Source organism: Mycobacterium sp. OAS707 (assembly GCF_014873705.1).
Taxonomy (GTDB): Bacteria; Actinomycetota; Actinomycetes; order Mycobacteriales; family Mycobacteriaceae; genus Mycobacterium.
Window position 1 is genome coordinate 1944865 of the sequence record NZ_JADBDS010000001.1, and the last position, 16989, is coordinate 1961853.

General features: G+C 64.5%; 15 protein-coding genes. 6 read left to right on the plus strand and 9 right to left on the minus strand.

From position 1 onward, the window contains the following. Positions 1–15: 15 nt before the first annotated feature. From GGC64_RS09660 to GGC64_RS09680, 5 genes are all read right to left on the minus strand, one after another. Positions 16–735 carry a class I SAM-dependent methyltransferase gene (locus GGC64_RS09660; protein ID WP_192722142.1) on the minus strand — a complete coding sequence of 240 codons (720 nt, stop codon included), beginning with the start codon at positions 733–735 and terminating at the stop codon, positions 16–18. After that, complete coding sequence (locus GGC64_RS09665; protein WP_192722143.1) at positions 729–2084, minus strand: cytochrome P450; 1356 nt, start codon at positions 2082–2084, stop codon at positions 729–731. Before GGC64_RS09665 ends, GGC64_RS09660 begins: the two co-directional genes overlap by 7 nt. Before the next feature lie 104 nt (positions 2085–2188). After that, positions 2189–2956, minus strand: coding sequence for a glycoside hydrolase family 16 protein (locus GGC64_RS09670; RefSeq protein ID WP_192722144.1), 768 nt, complete (start codon positions 2954–2956; stop codon positions 2189–2191). Between the two features lie 63 nt (positions 2957–3019). After that, entirely contained in the window at positions 3020–3793 is a 774-nt protein-coding gene (locus tag GGC64_RS09675) for a serine aminopeptidase domain-containing protein (protein WP_192722145.1), read from the minus strand. Beyond that, positions 3790–5004, minus strand: a complete 1215-nt coding sequence (locus GGC64_RS09680) for a glycosyltransferase family 4 protein (RefSeq protein ID WP_192722146.1) — start codon at positions 5002–5004, stop codon at positions 3790–3792. The genes GGC64_RS09675 and GGC64_RS09680 overlap by 4 nt, the downstream gene beginning before the upstream one ends. Before the next feature lie 141 nt (positions 5005–5145). Between GGC64_RS09680 and GGC64_RS09685 the strand changes: the two genes are divergently transcribed. Together GGC64_RS09685 and GGC64_RS09690 are read left to right on the plus strand one after the other, a co-directional pair. Further along, a complete protein-coding gene (locus GGC64_RS09685) occupies positions 5146–6072 on the plus strand; it encodes an endonuclease/exonuclease/phosphatase family protein (RefSeq protein ID WP_192722147.1) in 927 nt (308 codons plus the stop codon). 4 nt (positions 6073–6076) lie between these two features. Beyond that, positions 6077–6790, plus strand: a complete 714-nt coding sequence (locus tag GGC64_RS09690; protein ID WP_192722148.1) for a sulfotransferase family 2 domain-containing protein — start codon at positions 6077–6079, stop codon at positions 6788–6790. 2 nt (positions 6791–6792) lie between these two features. Here GGC64_RS09690 and GGC64_RS09695 read toward each other — a convergent pair whose 3' ends face one another. After that, positions 6793–7788, minus strand: a complete 996-nt coding sequence (locus GGC64_RS09695; RefSeq protein WP_192722149.1) for a glycosyltransferase — start codon at positions 7786–7788, stop codon at positions 6793–6795. 443 nt (positions 7789–8231) lie between these two features. Between GGC64_RS09695 and GGC64_RS09700 the strand changes: the two genes are divergently transcribed. Together GGC64_RS09700 and GGC64_RS09705 are read left to right on the plus strand one after the other, a co-directional pair. Beyond that, positions 8232–9425 (plus strand): glycosyltransferase family 2 protein, encoded by a 1194-nt coding sequence (locus tag GGC64_RS09700; protein ID WP_192722150.1) that lies wholly within the window; start codon positions 8232–8234, stop codon positions 9423–9425. 19 nt (positions 9426–9444) lie between these two features. Next, positions 9445–11238 carry a GMC oxidoreductase gene (locus tag GGC64_RS09705; RefSeq protein WP_192722151.1) on the plus strand — a complete coding sequence of 598 codons (1794 nt, stop codon included), beginning with the start codon at positions 9445–9447 and terminating at the stop codon, positions 11236–11238. Here GGC64_RS09705 and GGC64_RS09710 read toward each other — a convergent pair. Both GGC64_RS09710 and GGC64_RS09715 read right to left on the minus strand, forming a co-directional pair. Next, positions 11121–11966 (minus strand): NAD(P)-dependent oxidoreductase, encoded by an 846-nt coding sequence (locus tag GGC64_RS09710; RefSeq protein ID WP_192722152.1) that lies wholly within the window; start codon positions 11964–11966, stop codon positions 11121–11123. The two genes, GGC64_RS09705 and GGC64_RS09710, sit on opposite strands and share 118 nt — an antisense overlap. After that, positions 11966–13555, minus strand: a complete 1590-nt coding sequence (locus tag GGC64_RS09715) for a GMC oxidoreductase (protein ID WP_192722153.1) — start codon at positions 13553–13555, stop codon at positions 11966–11968. Before GGC64_RS09715 ends, GGC64_RS09710 begins: the two co-directional genes overlap by 1 nt. 196 nt (positions 13556–13751) lie before the next feature. Here GGC64_RS09715 and GGC64_RS09720 point away from each other — a divergent pair, with 196 nt between their 5' ends. Next, complete coding sequence (locus tag GGC64_RS09720; protein WP_369434918.1) at positions 13752–15152, plus strand: lipopolysaccharide biosynthesis protein; 1401 nt, start codon at positions 13752–13754, stop codon at positions 15150–15152. Here GGC64_RS09720 and GGC64_RS09725 read toward each other — a convergent pair. Continuing rightward, positions 15139–15993 carry a Stf0 family sulfotransferase gene (locus tag GGC64_RS09725; RefSeq protein ID WP_192722154.1) on the minus strand — a complete coding sequence of 285 codons (855 nt, stop codon included), beginning with the start codon at positions 15991–15993 and terminating at the stop codon, positions 15139–15141. The two genes, GGC64_RS09720 and GGC64_RS09725, sit on opposite strands and share 14 nt — an antisense overlap. Between GGC64_RS09725 and GGC64_RS09730 the strand changes: the two genes are divergently transcribed. Beyond that, positions 15950–16948: a sulfotransferase domain-containing protein gene (locus tag GGC64_RS09730; RefSeq protein ID WP_192722155.1), complete on the plus strand. Its 999-nt coding sequence runs from the start codon at positions 15950–15952 to the stop codon at positions 16946–16948. The two genes, GGC64_RS09725 and GGC64_RS09730, sit on opposite strands and share 44 nt — an antisense overlap. Positions 16949–16989: the final 41 nt, after the last annotated feature.

The following is a 16989-nucleotide window of genomic DNA, read 5'->3' on the forward strand; positions in this document are numbered from 1 at the left end:
AGAAGTACCTGATCGTTACCTCGGCTTGACCCCGACCACAAGGGTGGATACGCCAAACCGTCGCAGCCCCGGCGTGCGGTCCCAGGTGCGGAAATGGCGCTGGTAATACGCAAGGGCCCGAGACGGCAGCCACGGATATGTCTCGAGCACCGGCCAGATGAAACCGGTCTCATCGATGGCGAAGCCGGCATTGTTGACGTCTCGGACCAATTGCCTGGGCCAGTAGTTGCGCGCCGCGGTCCAATCGTGGGTGAGACGTTCCGGCAACCACGGGATCAGCGGGGCCGGGCACACGGTGACCGGGCCGATCGACACGTTGTGGCCTTCTATCGGAAACCACCGATTCGGGCTGATGAGCACGAGTACTCCGCCGGGCTTGAGGACCCGACGGGTCTCCGCCAACGCCCGCGCCTCGTCGGCCACATGCTCGTACACCTCGTTCATGAAGACGCCGTCGAACGTCTGGTCGTCGAACGGAATCGTATGGCCGTCGAAAACCAGGAAATCGGCACGCGCGAGGTTTCGCCGTTTCGCCTCGGCGATCCGGTCCTCCTCGACGTCGACTCCGCTGACCGCGTCGGCGCCGCGAGCCAGCATCGCTTCCACGTAACCGCCATCCGCACAACCGAAGTCGAGCCAGCGGCCGGCCAGCCGTTTGGCAATCCGATCGATTCGGTATTCGACGTTCAGCGGCGTCGCGGTCGGGTCACCCCTGTCGGGTTCGCGGTTCACCACGGCGCACTCCGCTCTGCGCTGCTCGCCTCGCCGCCTGCCGCAGCTGTGCGCCGACGGCGACGGACGACCACTCGGGCGCCGTGGGCCGGGCCGAACGCAACGCCCTTGCTCTGCCACCGCTCACCGGGCGCGGATGTCGGCACCAACTCGTACTCCCGCAGAATCGTGCGCAGCACGACCTCCATCTCCATGTGCGCGAAAGCGGCGCCGGGGCATCGTCGGTTGCCGCCGCCGAATGGAATCCACGAGTACAAATCGATGGCCGCATCCAGGAACCGATCGGGATCGAATGCCTCGGCCTGCTGGTACAGCTGCTCGTTGAGATGGGTGAGGTAGATGTTCACCGACACGGTGTAACCGCGCGGTATCACCCACGGCCCCAACGCAATCGAAGGCGCGATCACCTGGCGTGCAGTCGATGCGATCACCGGGCGTGTGCGCAGCACTTCGTAGATGGTCGCCTGCAACAGCCGCGATTCGCCTGCCTCGATCTCGTCGACAAGTCGTGCGACGACATCGGGATGCCTGCGCAACCGTTCCAGCGACCATGCCAATGATGTCGCGGTGGTTTCGTGTCCGGCGACCACCAAGGTGAACAACTCGTCGGTGATGTCACTGCGCGACATCGGCGTTCCGTCGTCATAGCGGGCCAGCAACAACGCCGAGAGCACATCGGTGCGTTGCTCAATGGCCGGATCCGCCAGCGCTTTCGCGATCTGGGTCTCGATGATGCCGTCGAGTTCCTTGCGCATGGACTTGAAGCGCACCCATGGACTCCACGGGCCGAAGTCATGCCGCAACCACGGGACGAAAGGCATCCGCTGGCCGACTTTCACCAACGGGGGCATCAGCTTGCGCAGCGCCTCGAGTTCTTCGCCCGCCGCGCCGAAAAGCGCACGGAGGATGGTGTTCAGCGTGATCGTCAGTGTCGAATCCAGCACCGAGAACTCTTGATCTGCAGGCCAATTGGCGATCTCTGCCAGCGTCTCCTGTTCGATGAGGCCTTCATAGGCGCGCATCCGCTTGCCGTGAAACTGCGGCAGCAGCAGCTTGCGATGTTGCCGGTGTTTGTCGCCCTCGAGCCCGAAGCTCGATCCCGGTCCGAGCATCACCCCGAGGTTCGCGTCCACACCGCGGACCGCGTCCGGCGGCTGCGCGAACAGCGCCTTGGCAAGTTCACGGTCGGTCACGGTCACGGTGGGCCCCACAACCGGCAGATGCATGGTGAAGGCAGAACCGTAGCGCTTGGTCATCGCCTTCATCACCGGGCCTGCGACGGTCAGGTATGCGATCGCCTGGATGAACTTCGGCCAGCGCGGCCCAGGCGGCACGCGGGCTGCCACCCCCATTTCCCCTCCCCCACCGCGACGACCTTTGCGGTGCCAACACCTTACTCCGCGACAAACCCGCCTGTCGGGCGATCGGCGCGCCTGTCAGCAAACGGGGCGGCGGTTCATCCGAGCGAGTATTCGCGCGCCCAGTCGATGCGTTGGCGGCCCCCCGCGGCAATGTCGCCGCCGAAGTTGTCGAGCTGCATGCACAGATGCATCGGCCCCGGCGGGAAGTGCGCGGTGTCCCGGGTTTCCCACCATTGGGCTCCGTCGACGAAAAAGGCGATGCGCTCAGGCGTCCACTCGACGGCCCAGCTGTGCCACTGCGTGGCGTCGATCGGAACCGTGGTGCCCTGCCGTTGATCGTCGAACCCGAAGTGCAACCAGCCCTCGGCGGTCTGCCGCGTCGGATCCGGGATTTCCATGAAGTCGATCTCCCCGCCGACGGGCCAGTTCTCCGCGTCGGGCCAGAGCAGCAGCACCGAGTGATATCCGGGCGCGGCGGGAAGCGACTTCATGCAGACCTCCCAGCGGCCGAACATCTGGCCAGGCCCCTTGAGCGCCACTCCGCCCGAGTTGCCTTCCGCATCGCCGAAGATGGTGAGGTAGCCGTCTGCAGCGCTGATCGCCCGTGGCGTGCGGCGTCCGTTGCCGGCATGCCCGGGCCCGTCGTAGAGCCACCAGTTGTTCACGTCGGCGGGACTGTCGAATTCAGAACCATGCACCGGGGCGCCCCAACCCAACGTGGCCGCGGCAGTGGTCGGACACTTCGACTCCGCGGCGGGCTCGGCCTTCCCCTCGATCGAGCAGCCCACAGCCCCCGAAAACATGGCGGCCCCGGCGAACACCGCAAACGCGGCGCGCCACCCACCCATGCTGTTGCTGACCATGTCGACTACCCCGTTGTAGCTCGTAAGAGCAAACCCCGTTTCACGTTACATGGTGGACCGGGCTCAGCCGAGGCCCGCAATCCAGTCGAGTACTTCGGTGCCCTGGTAGCACTTCGTCGCCACATGGCCGCCCTTGCAGTCGACGAGCGTGATAGCCGCTACCGACCGGAACCGGTCGGCGAAGGCCCCCGCCGACGCGGAGCCGGGAATGGTGTCATCGGTACTCGAGGCGTACAGCCGAAAACTACGTCCTGCGAACACGTTTGGCGGCCAGGACAGCGGGTCGGCGCTCTCCGGCACGACGCCACCCCATGGGCCTTCGACGTAGCTGACCTTGCGAATCTCGAGGGGCATCCCCATCAGCGGACTGACGCCGACCATGCCCTTGACCTGATGGGCGGTGTCGTCGCGGATCAAGGCGAGCGCCGCAAGCGCACCCATCGACTCGGCGACGAAGAACATCGGTCCGGCGATGTACTTCTTCTGCGCGGCCGCGATCAGCCCACGGTATGCGTCTTGCGACGCCGGGTTTCCGAACGCATTTCCGCCGGCGTCCGCGGCGACCACGGCATAACCGGCACGCAACAACGGGTCGAACAGGTCGGTGTGCTTGCGCTCGGTCTGGATCACGTGGGCATCCTGATCGCTGCCGTGGAAGTACACGACGAGGCCCTTGATCGGCACGCCGGTGGCTGTCAAACCCCACGTTCCCTCGCCGTTGACGAGCACCCCGTCGACGGGCATGCCGTAGCCGACGGCTTCCTTTTCCTTCGCACAGCCCGTCAACCCCACGACGATCGCTGCGATCAATGCGACAACGGTTAGAGGTTTGATCATCCGGCCATCGCTCTTGAGACACCACACATTTCGGTCAGCACCTCGACGTTTCGCGCGGCCTGGGTTTGGAGTTGATGATGTGCCAGCACATGTGCGCGGGCGTTGCGCCCCATCTCGATGCGCGCCGCTGAATCCGTGGTGACCCGGCGGAGCGCGCCACCGAGGGCTGCGACGTCGCCGGGCGGCGCCAGCAGGCCGGTGACCCCGTCGCGCACGGCCTCGGGAACACCGGCCACGGCGTATGCGACGACAGGTGTGCCACACGCTTGCGCTTCGAGCAGTCCCAACGGCATCCCTTCCACCACCCCGGCATGCAACACCACATCACTAGCACGAAACAGGTCCGGCATATCGTCGCGTTCGCCGCAGAAGATGACGCGTGGCCCAAGCAGCTCTTCTCCGATGGCGCGCACCTCGCGTTCGTACCCGGCAAACGCGCTTGTCACGCCCGCCACCACCAGCATCAACCGCGCGTCGTCGACGGATCGGACGGCATTGATCAGGTCCTCGATCCGCTTGACGGGGTCGAGTCGGGTCGCGGCAAGCACCATCAGGTCTTCTGCACCGATGCCGAGAGTTGCGCGAAATGCATTGCGATCTGCGCCTGAGTCCGGCGAAAACACCTCGGTGTCGACACCGTTCTGGATGACCGTCACCCGGTTGCGCGCGACCGCGGGAAGCGACCGGGCGACACCGCGACTCACTGCGACCGTGCGCGTCGCGAGCAGCATCGCCCCGGCGCGCAGCCACTGCCCCATCCCCGGCACGGCTTCCTCGTGCAGATGCAGGACGACGGGCTTTCGGCATATCCGGCCCGCGACACTGGCCTCGGCGTGTGTCCAATGGGCGTTGGCCCATATCGCGTCGTAATCTCCCGCGCGCGCCACGTCGGCGATCAGCCTCGCCATCCTGACGCCGTCCCGGCCCTCGTGGGCAAGCCCGGACGGAGTCGGACGTCCTTCGGTGCGGATATTGCGGTCCACCGTCAGGTCGAGGTCGACGGCGACGAATCCGGCCGCCCGCCACACGCCGTGCAGTTCCACCGAACGCGGACCGCCCAGCACCAGCTCGACACCGGCCTGCCGGAGCAGCGGCGCCAGTCGCAGGATGTAGCGCTGCGCGCCCCACACCCCCCGCGCCTGGTCGAGGACCAGCACCCTGAGTGTTCGCGGCGGCATGAACACGACCTCCTCGCGTTCGCGGGACCTCACCACCCTATCGGTGCTGGACGGAATATCGGTACAAGACACCTTTGCTACCGGTACAGTCCCGGTATCGCAACGCATGAAGAAACCAAGGAGAAGCGCAGCTCCCGAGCCATTCGGATGCGTCGCACGCTGACCGTCCTGGGGGTGACGGCGTTAGCCGTCGGTGCCGTCGGGCTGCTCGCACGCTATCTACCCATCAGCAACCATGCGCTGCTGGGCGCCGCGGTGATCTCGCCCTATCTCGGGCTGGCTTCCTTCGCCGCAGTCGTGTTCCTGCTATTGGCGCGTCGAAAGGTCATCTCGGCAATTGCCCTCGCGACGGCGATCGCGACCGTTGCCGTCCAACTGCCGCTGTACATAAGCGACCAATACGACCCCAGAAGCATCCGGATCCGGGTGATGACGGTGAATCTGTTTCTGGGACAGGCGGATCCGCAGGCGGTCGTGGACAGGGCCAAGGCAGGCGCCGACATCGTCGCGGTCCAAGAGCTCACCCGCAGAGCGGCGAGACAGCTCTCGGCGGCGGGGTTGGACCGCGCTTTTCCATTTCAGACCCTCGACGCACGACCGGAAGCCTCGGGCACCGGCCTGTGGAGCCGGTACCCGATCAGCGATGTCCAGTCGTACAAGGACTACACGCACGCGACGTTGAGCGCCCGGATCCATGTCGACGGCCTGGCAAGGGACCCGACGGTGTTCGTCGCGCACATTCAAGGTCCGTGGCCAGATTCCGTCGATGCGTGGAAACGCGAAATCGATGATGTACAACCGTTATTGCAACGCCTCGCCAATGATGCGGGAACGGCTTGCGTCATTGCCGCAGGCGATTTCAACGACACGCTCGACACTCGGAATTTCCGTCGGTTGCTCAGCGGCGGTTACCGGGATGCCGCCGAACAGTCAGGAGCCGGGATCACGGCCACTTACCCGGCCAACGTCCGGCTGCCTCCCCTGGTCGCCATCGACCACGTGTTGACCAACCGATGCTCTGCATCGTCGGCCAAGACGGCCAAGATCACCGGCTCCGACCACCGGGCGCTGCTGGTCGGAGTCGAGGCACCAGAGTCCTGACGGCGTGATCATCTCCTTCGACCGCAAGTTCGTGTTCGTGCACATCGCGAAGACGGCGGGGGACTCAGTGACGAAAGTCCTTGTCCCCCACCTCGGCACGGACTCAGTGGTGGTCTCCAACGATTTTCAAGCATGGCGGGACCGCATGCTCCGGCCGCGTTATCGGTCGCTCTACCGGCTGGCCAAGCACAGCACGGCCGACGAGATTCGCGCGGCGTTGACTACCGATACGTGGGACGGCTTCTACAAGTTCGCTTTCGTACGCGACCCCATCGCCAGGGCGGTCTCGCTCTACACGTTCATCGAGCGCAAGGCCGAGGAGCGGGCGAGGCTGCTACCGCGCAACCTGTGGTACGCGGTCATGTCCAAAGAGGCTGACGATCCGTTGAATTGGCCGGCAATGATCGCCTACCGCGAGACAAGCGGCTTCTCGGAGTTCATCCGCCATCCCTGCGCGCTTGACGACCAGGCCATGCATCCACAATCCAGCTTCTTGTGCGATACGTCCGGTGCTTCGTTGGTCGACTTCGTCGGGCGCGTCGAGCGTATCGACGAGGACTTCGGCGAAATCTGCAGGCGCATCGGCCTTGGCGACATCCGACTGGGCCGGGCGAACAAGTCCACGCGAACGCTCCCCGGCGACGAGATCACCAGGGACGATCGCGATTACCTACACCGGCTCTTTTCCGTCGACTACGAACGCTTCGGGTACGCGTGAGCTCAGGCCGGTTTGCGGCGTTCCCACCACATCTGCAGCCTGCCCACCGCATTGCCGATGCCCGCGAGGGCGATGCCGATGAGCGCGGCACCCAATTGCAGCACCTCCTCCGGCTTGCCGGTGAAAACGCCTCGGGCTGCGGCGGCGGCGTGGCCCCGGATGGCGCGAAGGACGAAGCTGAACTCGGCGGCCAGGCTGGCGGCCTCGCCCATCTGCGCGAAGGCCGGCACCTTGTCCCGGTTGACGAGGAAGTTACGCGTCCAGAAGTACCGCCAAGTAACACGTTTCGCCGGCACGAAGTGGTGGGCAACGGCCCTCGGCTCGTAGAGGAGCGCCGAATCGCGAAACCGGTACGCCAGCCGTGTGCACATGTCCAAGTCGTCGAAGTCCACGGCGCGGAACCCGCCGAGTTCGCGAAACGCACTCGCCCTGACCGACATGTTGGCGCCGATGAGGCGCGGGGTCGGTGCGAGAACCGTCGGCAGCCCATCGTATGCGCAACCGAAGATCCAATCGAACGTGCGGGGAAACCAACGGGGTCTTGCCGTTTCGAAATCGGGCACGGTCTTTCCGCCGACGGCGACCACCGCCGGATCGTCGTAGGGCGCAAGGAGGTAGGAGAGGCAATCCGGCTCGGGCCACGCATCGTCGTCGAAGGTGACGATGACGTCGCCCGTCGCGGCTGCGGCGCCTGCGTTGCGTGCACTGCCGCCGCCGTATCCCCGCGCGACCCCGTCGGAGCTGGCCTCGGTGGCCACCCGCGGCACCCACTCGTTGGCATTGGCCATCACCTTGACCGGTACGGGCAACGCCGCCGATCCCCAGCGCCGCTGGCAAGCGGCGAGCAGCTCAGGGTTGCGGTCGATGCACAGGATCAGCTCGACCGGCAACCGGGTCTGCGCGGCAACGGCGTCGACCGCTTTGGCGATGTTGTCCCAGCGATCGAACGTGAACGCCGGGATCACCACCGACGCCGTCACGCGGTTGTTCTGCCTCACGAGCCGTGTCCCCCACCATCGTGATCGCGGAGTCGCCCACGGGGCTCCGCGCTACGAGCCTAATCGTCGCCTTCGTGTTGTCACGGTGAACTCCGATAGCCGATATGCATTTCGCTGACGTGCACTCCTGACGAAGCTCAGCGAGCTTGGCATTACCCGGATAACGGGCAGAATTGCCTCGTCACCGGTGAAAACACGTTTGAAGACAAAAACAGCAGGCTATCGTCAGGCCAATGGGCTTCTGTGTAGCTGCGCGAGTTCCGCGCTAGGGCGCCGCATAAGCAACGACCTGGCTCTGTCGCGGGGAACAGACTCTGGTCGTGAAGTCGATTTTGGGGGGTTGGTGACCAGAAACAGGGCGGGGATCACTGCGCGTCGCGTCCGTTTCACCTCGAGGCGGGGCGGGCATATGGTGTCTGGCTGGCCGGCCTCCGGAGTGCTCCGTGCGTGACATCGGACGCGACGAGTTGCGGCCACCGGCCGCCGTGTTCGACGTCGACCTGTCGACGACGTATGGCGTCGAGAGGATGGATGTGACGCACTACCAGACAGCATGGTGTCTCATCCGGCGGAACACCGTCGGCGTCGCGGTTCGGTTTCTGGACATCGCGGACCGGTCGGCGCTCACCCTTGCGGAATTGAGGGACCATTTCGCAGGCAAGGACCTGCCCGCGCCCGTCGCGGCGACCGACTCCGTCAACAGCAGCTTGACCGTGGTGATCTGCACGCGAGATCGCGCCGAGGGGCTGCACAGGACGCTCACCAGTCTTCGGAAGCAGGCAGACAAGAGCTTCGATGTGGTCGTCATCGACAATTCGCGGGAGCGGGACATCGCCGACTCGCTTACCGATTTTCCCGGCTTGAACCTTCGCTGCTATCACGAACCGCTTCCGGGGCTGTCGCGTGCCAGGAACCGAGCACTTGGTGAGGAGCTCGGTGATCTTGTCGCATGGATCGACGATGACGAGGTGGCTGACCCGGAATGGATCACCTGGCTGAAACGAGGATTCGCCTCGCCGCACCGCCCGGACGCCGTCGTCGGCGTGATGCTGCCTGCCGAGTTGGAAACGAGCGCGCAAGTGGATTGGGAACGCTACGGCGGTTTCAACAAGGGGCGCGGCATGGAGCCGACCGTCCTGCGGGCGGGCGCGCCGCCTGTCGTCGACCCGTTGTATCCACGACCCATCTTCGGATCGGGCGGCAACATGGCAATGCGAACGGCAGCTTTGCGCGCCATCGGAGGTTTCGAGAACCGTTTGGGCGCAGGGACATTGACGAAGGGCGGCGAGGACACCCAGGCGTTCTCCCGGCTCCTGCAGGCAGGCTCGGCAATCCTGCATTGGCCGCCCGCGATCACATGGCACTATCACCGCCGCACCGACGCGGCTCTGGAGAGTCAGCTGTTCGGCAACTCGGCCGGACTCACCGCTTTCTACATGAGCTCGCTTCTCGCCTCGCCCCGAAATGCGTGGCGAATCCTCGGGTTCGTGCCTCGCGAGGTGCGCGCGATGCTGAAAAACGGGCGGCGACGCGGGCAGAACCCCCTGCCAGAACGATTGTTCCGCGCCAGCCACAAGGGGCTGTGGCGGGGCCCGTGGTTGTACGTCCGCGAAGCCTTCAGACAGCGCAACTCCTAGGTCACGACGCCACGCAGCAATGATCATCTCCGGCAACGACATTGAGCAGGGAGCGCACCTGCACGCGCAACTCGTCGTCATCGGCGCCGGCCCGGCGGGCATCGTGTCTGCCCTGGAGGCCAGCCGCAAAGGCATCGAGGTCATCGTCGTCGAAACCGGCAACCGCCGCAGGCGGCGCGTTTACCAACGACTCTCGAAGGCACGCAGGCCTAAGCCAGATCTGCACGCGCCGGTCGAGTTCACCGTGAGCCGCGGAATCGGCGGAACAACGTCGATCTGGGGCGGTCGCTGCGTACCCTACGACGCGGTCGACTTCGTCCAGCGCGACCTCACGCGCGATGCCCGGTGGCCGGTTTCCTACCGGGACGCCGTGGCGTTTCTGGACCGCGCCTGCGAATGGATGCAATGCGGGCGCCCGGTCTTCGACGTCAGAGATATCGAGCATCTGCCCCGCCACCTGGTTCCCGGTCTCGAAGACGGCGATGTTCTGACGTCAACGCTCGAACGATGGTCGCTGCCAACGAATTTCGGGAAAGTGTACTTCAGCGACCTGCGTGATACCCCCGGCCTGACGGTCATCACCGATACCACCTGTGTGCGGATCAATCTCAACGACGATCAGAGCAGAGCGGCGGGTGTCGAGTGCAGGACCTTGTCGGGCGGCTCGTTCACCATCGGCGGCGACGACATCATCGTGGCAACGGGCGGGTTGGAGAGCACCCGATTGCTCATGTGCTCACCGGGACCGGCGGGAAAGAGCATCGGCGATCACTCCGGCCATCTCGGCCATTGGTACATGGCGCATCTCGAGGGCGTGGTTGCCGACCTCGTCCTCACCACACCGGCGGATCAGACGATTTACTACTACGAGCACGACGTCGACGGGTCATATGTCAGGCGCCGCTTCACATTCGACCACGACTATCTGATCCAACACGAACTGCCCAACATCTCCGGCTGGATCGCCAACCCAGAGCTAGCCGACGCGTCGCATCGAAATGCCTGGCTCTCTTTGACGTATCTCGTATTGCACTCACCGCTCGGCTCGCTCGTTGCCCCGCCGGCGCAGCGCCTCCCCCTCACTGGTCGCAGGGTCCCTGGCACTCCCTACGGAATGGCGAGCAGATCGTCGGTGTGGGCGCATATCCGCAACCTCGCGCGCGAACCCGTCGCCACGATCTGGTTCGGACTCGGCTTCGGCCTGAAACGGTTGTTCTCATCTGGGCGCAGGCCGCCTGGTTTCTTCGTCCTCAACCGGAACAATCGATACCCGTTCCAATACCACGCTGAGCACCTGCCGCAGTACGACAGCTGTGTCAGGCTTTCAGACAATGTCGACGAACTCGGAATGCCTCGCCTCGAGATCGATATCCGATGGACCGACAAGGACATCGACGGCGTCATAGCGGCTCACCGGCACTGGGACAAGTACCTGCGTGCCAACGGTGTTGGGCGGCTGGAGTACCTGGCCGACGACCTGCACGCCGCGGTGCGCGAGCGCACCGGCGGAGGGTTCCATCAGGTCGGCACCACCCGGATGTCGAAGGACCCCGACGACGGTGTGGTCGACGAAAACCTTGCGGTGCACGGTATTCCCAACCTGCATGTGGTCGCCAGCTCGGTGTTTCCGACTTCGGGACAAGCCAATTCGACGCTGATGGTCGTCGTGTTCGCGATTCGACTCATCGAGCACCTTTATGGCGCGACCAGCGGTCTGAATTCGATGCCGCGCTCGGCGAGCAACTCCTGCCCGGGCAGGACCTTCGCGGATTCGACGAGCCCGAGTAGTGAGTCGGATCGAAACGGCAATTGAACGCCCATACTTTCGAGCCCGCGCAGCACGGCCATCACCAGCCCGGCCGGAACAGGAAGAGCGGGGCGACGGCGGCCGTGATCCGAAAGCCCGACCAGAATCGACGACAGGTCGAGTGGCGTGGGGTTGGCGAAACCGAGGATGTGGCCCGATAACTCGTCGGAGGACTCGACTGACCGTGCCATCGCCGCAGCGACGTCGGCCTCGTGAGCCAAAAACAGCTGTGCCGACGGGAATCTGGGCCACAGCGGTAACCGCGAAATCCGCTTCAAGGTGCCCGCCATTCCGCCAGGCGACGGCCCATATACCAGCCCGGGACGGACCACAATGCCGCCGAGATCCAGGGCTGTGCGTTCGACGGCGAGCTTCATGAGCCCGTAGGCCTGCCTGGTCCCGAAGTAGGCGGACATCGATGAGACGAACACGACCGTGCCCACGCCCGAGGCCACCGCAGTCTCTATCAGCCGCCGCGAGCCGACGACGTTCTGGCGCCACAGTTCGGAGGTGTCTTTGCCGCTCAACACCCAGGCGGCGTGAATCAACGCATCAACCCCGTCGAATGCGTTGGCGTCCAAGGGTTTACCGAGATCGAAGCGCCGCCACTCTGCGACATCGACCTCAGGGCGGCAGCGCGTCAGCGCAATCACCTCGTGGCCCTTGGCTGTCAGCTCGCTGGACAACACGGAGCCCAAGTATCCGGTGGCCCCGGTGAGCGCCAACGTTGGCATCAGGTGGCACCGACGGCGTCGGCAGCGATGCGGTGCGCATTGGCCATCACCGTCAACGTGAAGGTGGTGGCAGGCACTGTCGGGAAGACGGACCCGTCGATGAGATGGACGTTGCGCCACGGGCCTACCCGGCCGAGGAGGTCACTGCGGAACTCGCCTTCGCCGCCGCTGGTCATCGGGAACGACCCGCCGAAGTGATAGCTCTTCGCAGGCGCCGAGATACGCGTCTGGCCCGGTATCGGAAACAGATCGAGTGCCGGTCCGCAGCGCCGGAGCTGACGAATCACACGCTTCAGCATTGGCTTCGTCATTTCGTTCTCACCTGACTTCACACGGACCGGCGGCAACGTACCGTCCTCTTCCGCGAGCCCGATTCGTAGGTCAACCGACGGCGATGCCCACGATGGCAGGTAACCGAGGCCGACCGTGAGATGACGCAAACCTCTTCTGCCAAGGGCACTTAGCGGGCCAGTCGCGACCACGGCGGGTAGCGCGTCCACCATGATGTCGTTGTACGGGTAGCAATGCACGAGCGCGGCGTCCTTGCCGTCGCTGTCGAAGCTGACGAACAGGTTGAACTGGTTCAGCGTGAACTCGCCCTGCTGCGACAGCCGCGTCTCGGGCTTGCGCGACAGAAACGGCACCATGTACTGCACCGACTCGGCCATCCTCACCGTGCGGTCGGTGAGCCCGAGAGAGTTGGCGACTATCCTGGTCGTCCCGATGGCGCCGGCACCGATGAAGACTTTGTCTGCCCGCAAGGTCACCGGCTGTCGCGTCGCAATTTCGATCGCGTGAACCGAGACACCGTCGTCGCGCTCCTCGATGCGATGAACCCGCACCCCCGACCGGTAAGCGACGCGCCGCCTGCTTCTGAGCTCGTCAAACGTTTGGGAGGCGGAATAGATCAGCTCGTAGGGGCAGCCCGTCATGCACAGCCCGCAGAGTCGGCACGCCGAAGCCCGCAGCGCCAGACGCGCGTGTCCGACGATCACCCCCTGCGCCCTGACCTTGATGCGGTGCTTCTCGTAGCGGCGCAGGACCCCGGCGGTACGGGCCGTCACCTTCGGCAGCCGGTCGGGGGCGCCCATCAGGGGAAACGTCTCCTCGAGATCGTCCGACTCTGCGGCATACGGGATGCGCTCGAGGACGTCGCGGTAGTGCGGTTCGAGATCGCTGCGCGCGATAGGCCAGGTCCGGAAGGTGCCCGTCGAGTACGGCATCACCTGCGCGCCCCAGGTGTTGGAGAAGCCACCGTAGGCACCGGACACCACCAACCGGTTCGCACCCGCGTCGGCACCGATCCGGTCGAGTTGGCCGAAGTCCTGAAACGGAAAGTTCGATCCGTAGATCTGTTTCGTCGGTAATTCGCCAGGACTGCCGGACTCCGGCCGCGCCGACACGAGCTGCAGATCGTTGGGCCGCCACGAGTCCGGTGCCGTTCGCGCCATCGCCGAGCGCGCGGTCACTCGCTCACTTTCGAGTTCGCCGCCGAGGTCAAGAACGGTGATCGCGACATCCGGTGTCTCGTCGAGCGCCAGCGCCGCGGCGGCCGCGGATGGACCCGACCCGACGATCACAACTTCCATCGCTCCCCGCCCGCACGACGAATGTCCGGTCATCCTAACTGCGCTTACGCCGCAAATCTGGCTAACCCTGCAGACCATTCGCAAATGCCATTGTGCTGCGCGCAGCAACCAGACCCCCGTACCATGCGAAATTAACGGCGGCTGACGGGGCAGCGGGCCGGGAGTGGGGCGCTCGAAGTGTTTGTGTGGGGGATCTGTGACCGACTCGTTTGACGAACCAGCCGGCAAGAAGGGGTGCGGAGCGCCCGTCAAGTCTCGATCAGACCCGCCGCCGCCGCGGCAAGAAGCGCCCTCGCAGACCCTGTTTCGACGCGTCGGCGGCAAATTAGTCGGTCACCGCGACATCGTGGTTGGCTCGGTTTCGTTGATGGGCTCGACGCTCGTCACGTCCGTCGGCGGATTCTTCTTCTGGCTCGTCGTCGCGCGCACGTTCTCACCGACCGAGATGGGCCACGCGACAGCCATCGTCTCCTCGGTGACAGTGCTGAGCGTGCTTGGGGTATTCGGGCTCGGCACCATGCTGGTCGGGCAGTTGGCGCAGGACCGCACGCGCATCGATCCGCTACTACCGGCCGCGCTTGGCGTTTCGGCGGTGCTGTCGGCGGCCCTTGCCACGTGCTTTGCGCTCGTCGTCGCCTCGCTACCGAACATGGGCCTGCATCACGTTTTCGGAACTCACTGGCCGACGTATGTGTTGTTCATCGTCGGCGTCGCCGTTTCGAGTTGGGCGCTGGTCTTGGATCAGGCTTCGCTCGGCGTCACCGGCGGATATGTCCAGATGACCCGGATGGTGCGAAACACCGTGCTGGTGGCGCTACGCATCCCCGGCGTATTTCTGCTGGCCTTACTGGTCGGCAGGACGTCCGACACCGTCCTGATCGTGTGGGCCAGCACCGTCGTGCTCTCGGTCGCGATAACCGCTCGGCCGTTACGACGACGGGGCGTGCCAAGCATGCGACTGCGCTCTCCCCGTCACCTTCGTGGATTGGTAACGCAGATAGCGCATTACAACACGCTCAACATGGCCATCAGCATCCCTCGGCTCGCGATGCCTGTTGTTGTGGCGGCATTCGCCCCAGGCAAGTCCACCGCGGTCTTTTATGTCTCGTGGATGCTCGTCGGCTTCCTCTACCTGGTGCCGACGCACCTCTCCACGACCCTGTTCGCGGTCTCGACGCGCGATCCAGAAACCCTCCGCAGGAAGGTCCGCTTCACGCTCTCGGTCTCTGTCGTCGCGGGATGCGTCGGCATGCCGCTGCTGGCATTGCTTGCGCATCCGGTGCTGTCGATCTTCCGTCCGGAATACGCGGACTTCGGGGCAACCACCCTTGCGATCCTGACCCTCGCCTATGTCCCCATCGTGATCAAACAGCACTACGCGGCGATATCGCGGGTCCGTGATCGCGTTCGGACGGCAGGCATGGTCTGCATGATCGGCGCCATTGTCGAGCTTGTCGCCGTGGCGACGGCCATGAAGCTCGGCGGCGGGATCGACAGGGCGGCCACCCTGCTGTGCGGCGTGCTGTTCATCGAAGGGCTGATCATGCTGCCCCCGGTCATCGGGATACTGCGCTCGAACCGTGTCAGCTTCGCTTGACGAAAATTCTTGGCACCGAACGCAATCGACGGGTGACGCCGCGACGAGTCGAGTCGAGCAGCGCGCCGACAGCAAGTCTGCGCGAATATCGCAGTGGCGGCGCTCCATCATCCGGGTACGCCCACGTTTGAAGGTAGCGACGCTGCGCCTGCTCGTCGCTTTTCGATCCCGAACCCGAATACGGCTCCGGGGGCGGCACGTCACACGCGACCCCCAGCTTCGCGCCGATATCCGCGATCGTCTTGGACTGATCGGCCACGAAGTCCTCGTACGCCAGGTCGACTACGTCGATGTCGTTGGACTCAAAGAAGAACCGCCACATGCCGTTCCACGCGATGAGGCGGTATGCCAGGTGGTCCGTCTCCCGGTTCTCGGTCAGCCCTGGCAGCGCCCGCGGGGCAGCGCTGATCTCGTCTGCGACGTCCCAGATGCCGGTGTGCAGGGACGCCCTGAAAGACACGGCCTGCGAAAGCAGGCGGCGGCGGTGCAAGAACAGGCATACGGTGCCGGGTTGGCGTAGCCACGCGTTGATCACTTCTGGATGCTTCTCCATCTGTGGCCAGTGCAACTTGGCGGCGAACACGCCGTTCGGCGTCGTTCGGTTGTGCTCGACCCAGTCAAGATAGGAGCCGCAACTGCGGGCCGCGATGACCGAGATGTTGACGGGATTCAGATACTCGTGAGGAATCCCAATACCAGCGCGAATCAACTGTCGCGCAAGGAGATACGAGCCAGACCGAGGGGTGGTACAGATTATCAGCCGCCGGGTCGGCGCCGAAGGTGGCTGATCGAACTCGATGCCGTTGACGGCTCTTTCGGTGATTACCACTTCTTCGTACACGAGCTCCCCCGGATCGACGTCTCGATTGTATGCTGCGAGTTGCCGGGCTAACTCGGTAACCGCCGCAGGGGGTGTGGTGAGGGATTCACTGAAGGCAGCGCTGAAAGCCATCCCGCTCAGCGACGATCGCAAATACGGTTTGGCGCGGCGGCTTCGAATCGATCGCACGATCGCGGTGTCCGTCGGCCGCTACACCGAGCCGGCATTCCTCATCTTGGGCGCCCAAAAAAGCGGAACGACATCGCTTTACCGATATTTGACAGCGCACCCTTCGGTGAAACCCGCCCTACGGAAGGAGATTCACTACTTCGATCTCAACTTCGAGAGAGGCCGGAATTGGTACCTGACTCATTTTCCATCCCGCGTGCCGCCCGGGTCGATCACCGGCGAGGCGACGCCCTACTATCTGTTTCACCCTGCTGTACCCCGGCGGGTCGCCGACATGCTGTCCGACGCCAGGCTCGTCGCGGTCCTGCGCAATCCAGTTGACCGCGCCTATTCGCACTATGCGCACTCCGTCAAACACGGACTTGAAACGTCATCCTTCGAAGATGCGCTGGCACGTGAATTGAAACTGATCGGTGACGGCGCCAGGCTCGCCGAGGACGTCGGCGACGACTACTCACACCAGCATCACACCTACATGAGTCGCGGTTTGTACGCCCAACAGCTTGACCGGTGGTATTCGCTCTACCGACCCGAGCAGATTCTCGTATTGAAGAGCGAAGATCTGTCGAACCACCCTGCCGCGGTCGTACAGCGAACGGTGGAGTTCCTCGGGCTTTCCTCCAGCGAAGTCGCCGACCTCAATTACCCACGCCTGCATCAAGGCACCTACGGCAGCGCAATGAGTCCAAAGACCCGCGAGATGCTGCAGGAATTCTTCCGTCCGCACAATCAAGATCTCGCGGCCACCCTCGATTTCGACATATCCGACTGGGCGCAGAGTCGCTAAACCGGACCGGAACTGCTGATTGTCAGCAAACGCGCTTCGGC

Coding starts and splice junctions, on each gene's coding strand:
- GGC64_RS09710 (WP_192722152.1), bottom strand. CDS start 11,966: ATGCCAACGTTGGCGCTCACCGGGGCCACCGGATACTTGGGCTCCGTG.
- GGC64_RS09715 (WP_192722153.1), bottom strand. CDS start 13,555: ATGGAAGTTGTGATCGTCGGGTCGGGTCCATCCGCGGCCGCCGCGGCG.
- GGC64_RS09675 (WP_192722145.1), bottom strand. CDS start 3,793: ATGATCAAACCTCTAACCGTTGTCGCATTGATCGCAGCGATCGTCGTG.
- GGC64_RS09665 (WP_192722143.1), bottom strand. CDS start 2,084: ATGGGGGTGGCAGCCCGCGTGCCGCCTGGGCCGCGCTGGCCGAAGTTC.
- GGC64_RS09670 (WP_192722144.1), bottom strand. CDS start 2,956: ATGGTCAGCAACAGCATGGGTGGGTGGCGCGCCGCGTTTGCGGTGTTC.
- GGC64_RS09730 (WP_192722155.1), top strand. CDS start 15,950: ATGCCGTTGACGGCTCTTTCGGTGATTACCACTTCTTCGTACACGAGC.
- GGC64_RS09705 (WP_192722151.1), top strand. CDS start 9,445: ATGATCATCTCCGGCAACGACATTGAGCAGGGAGCGCACCTGCACGCG.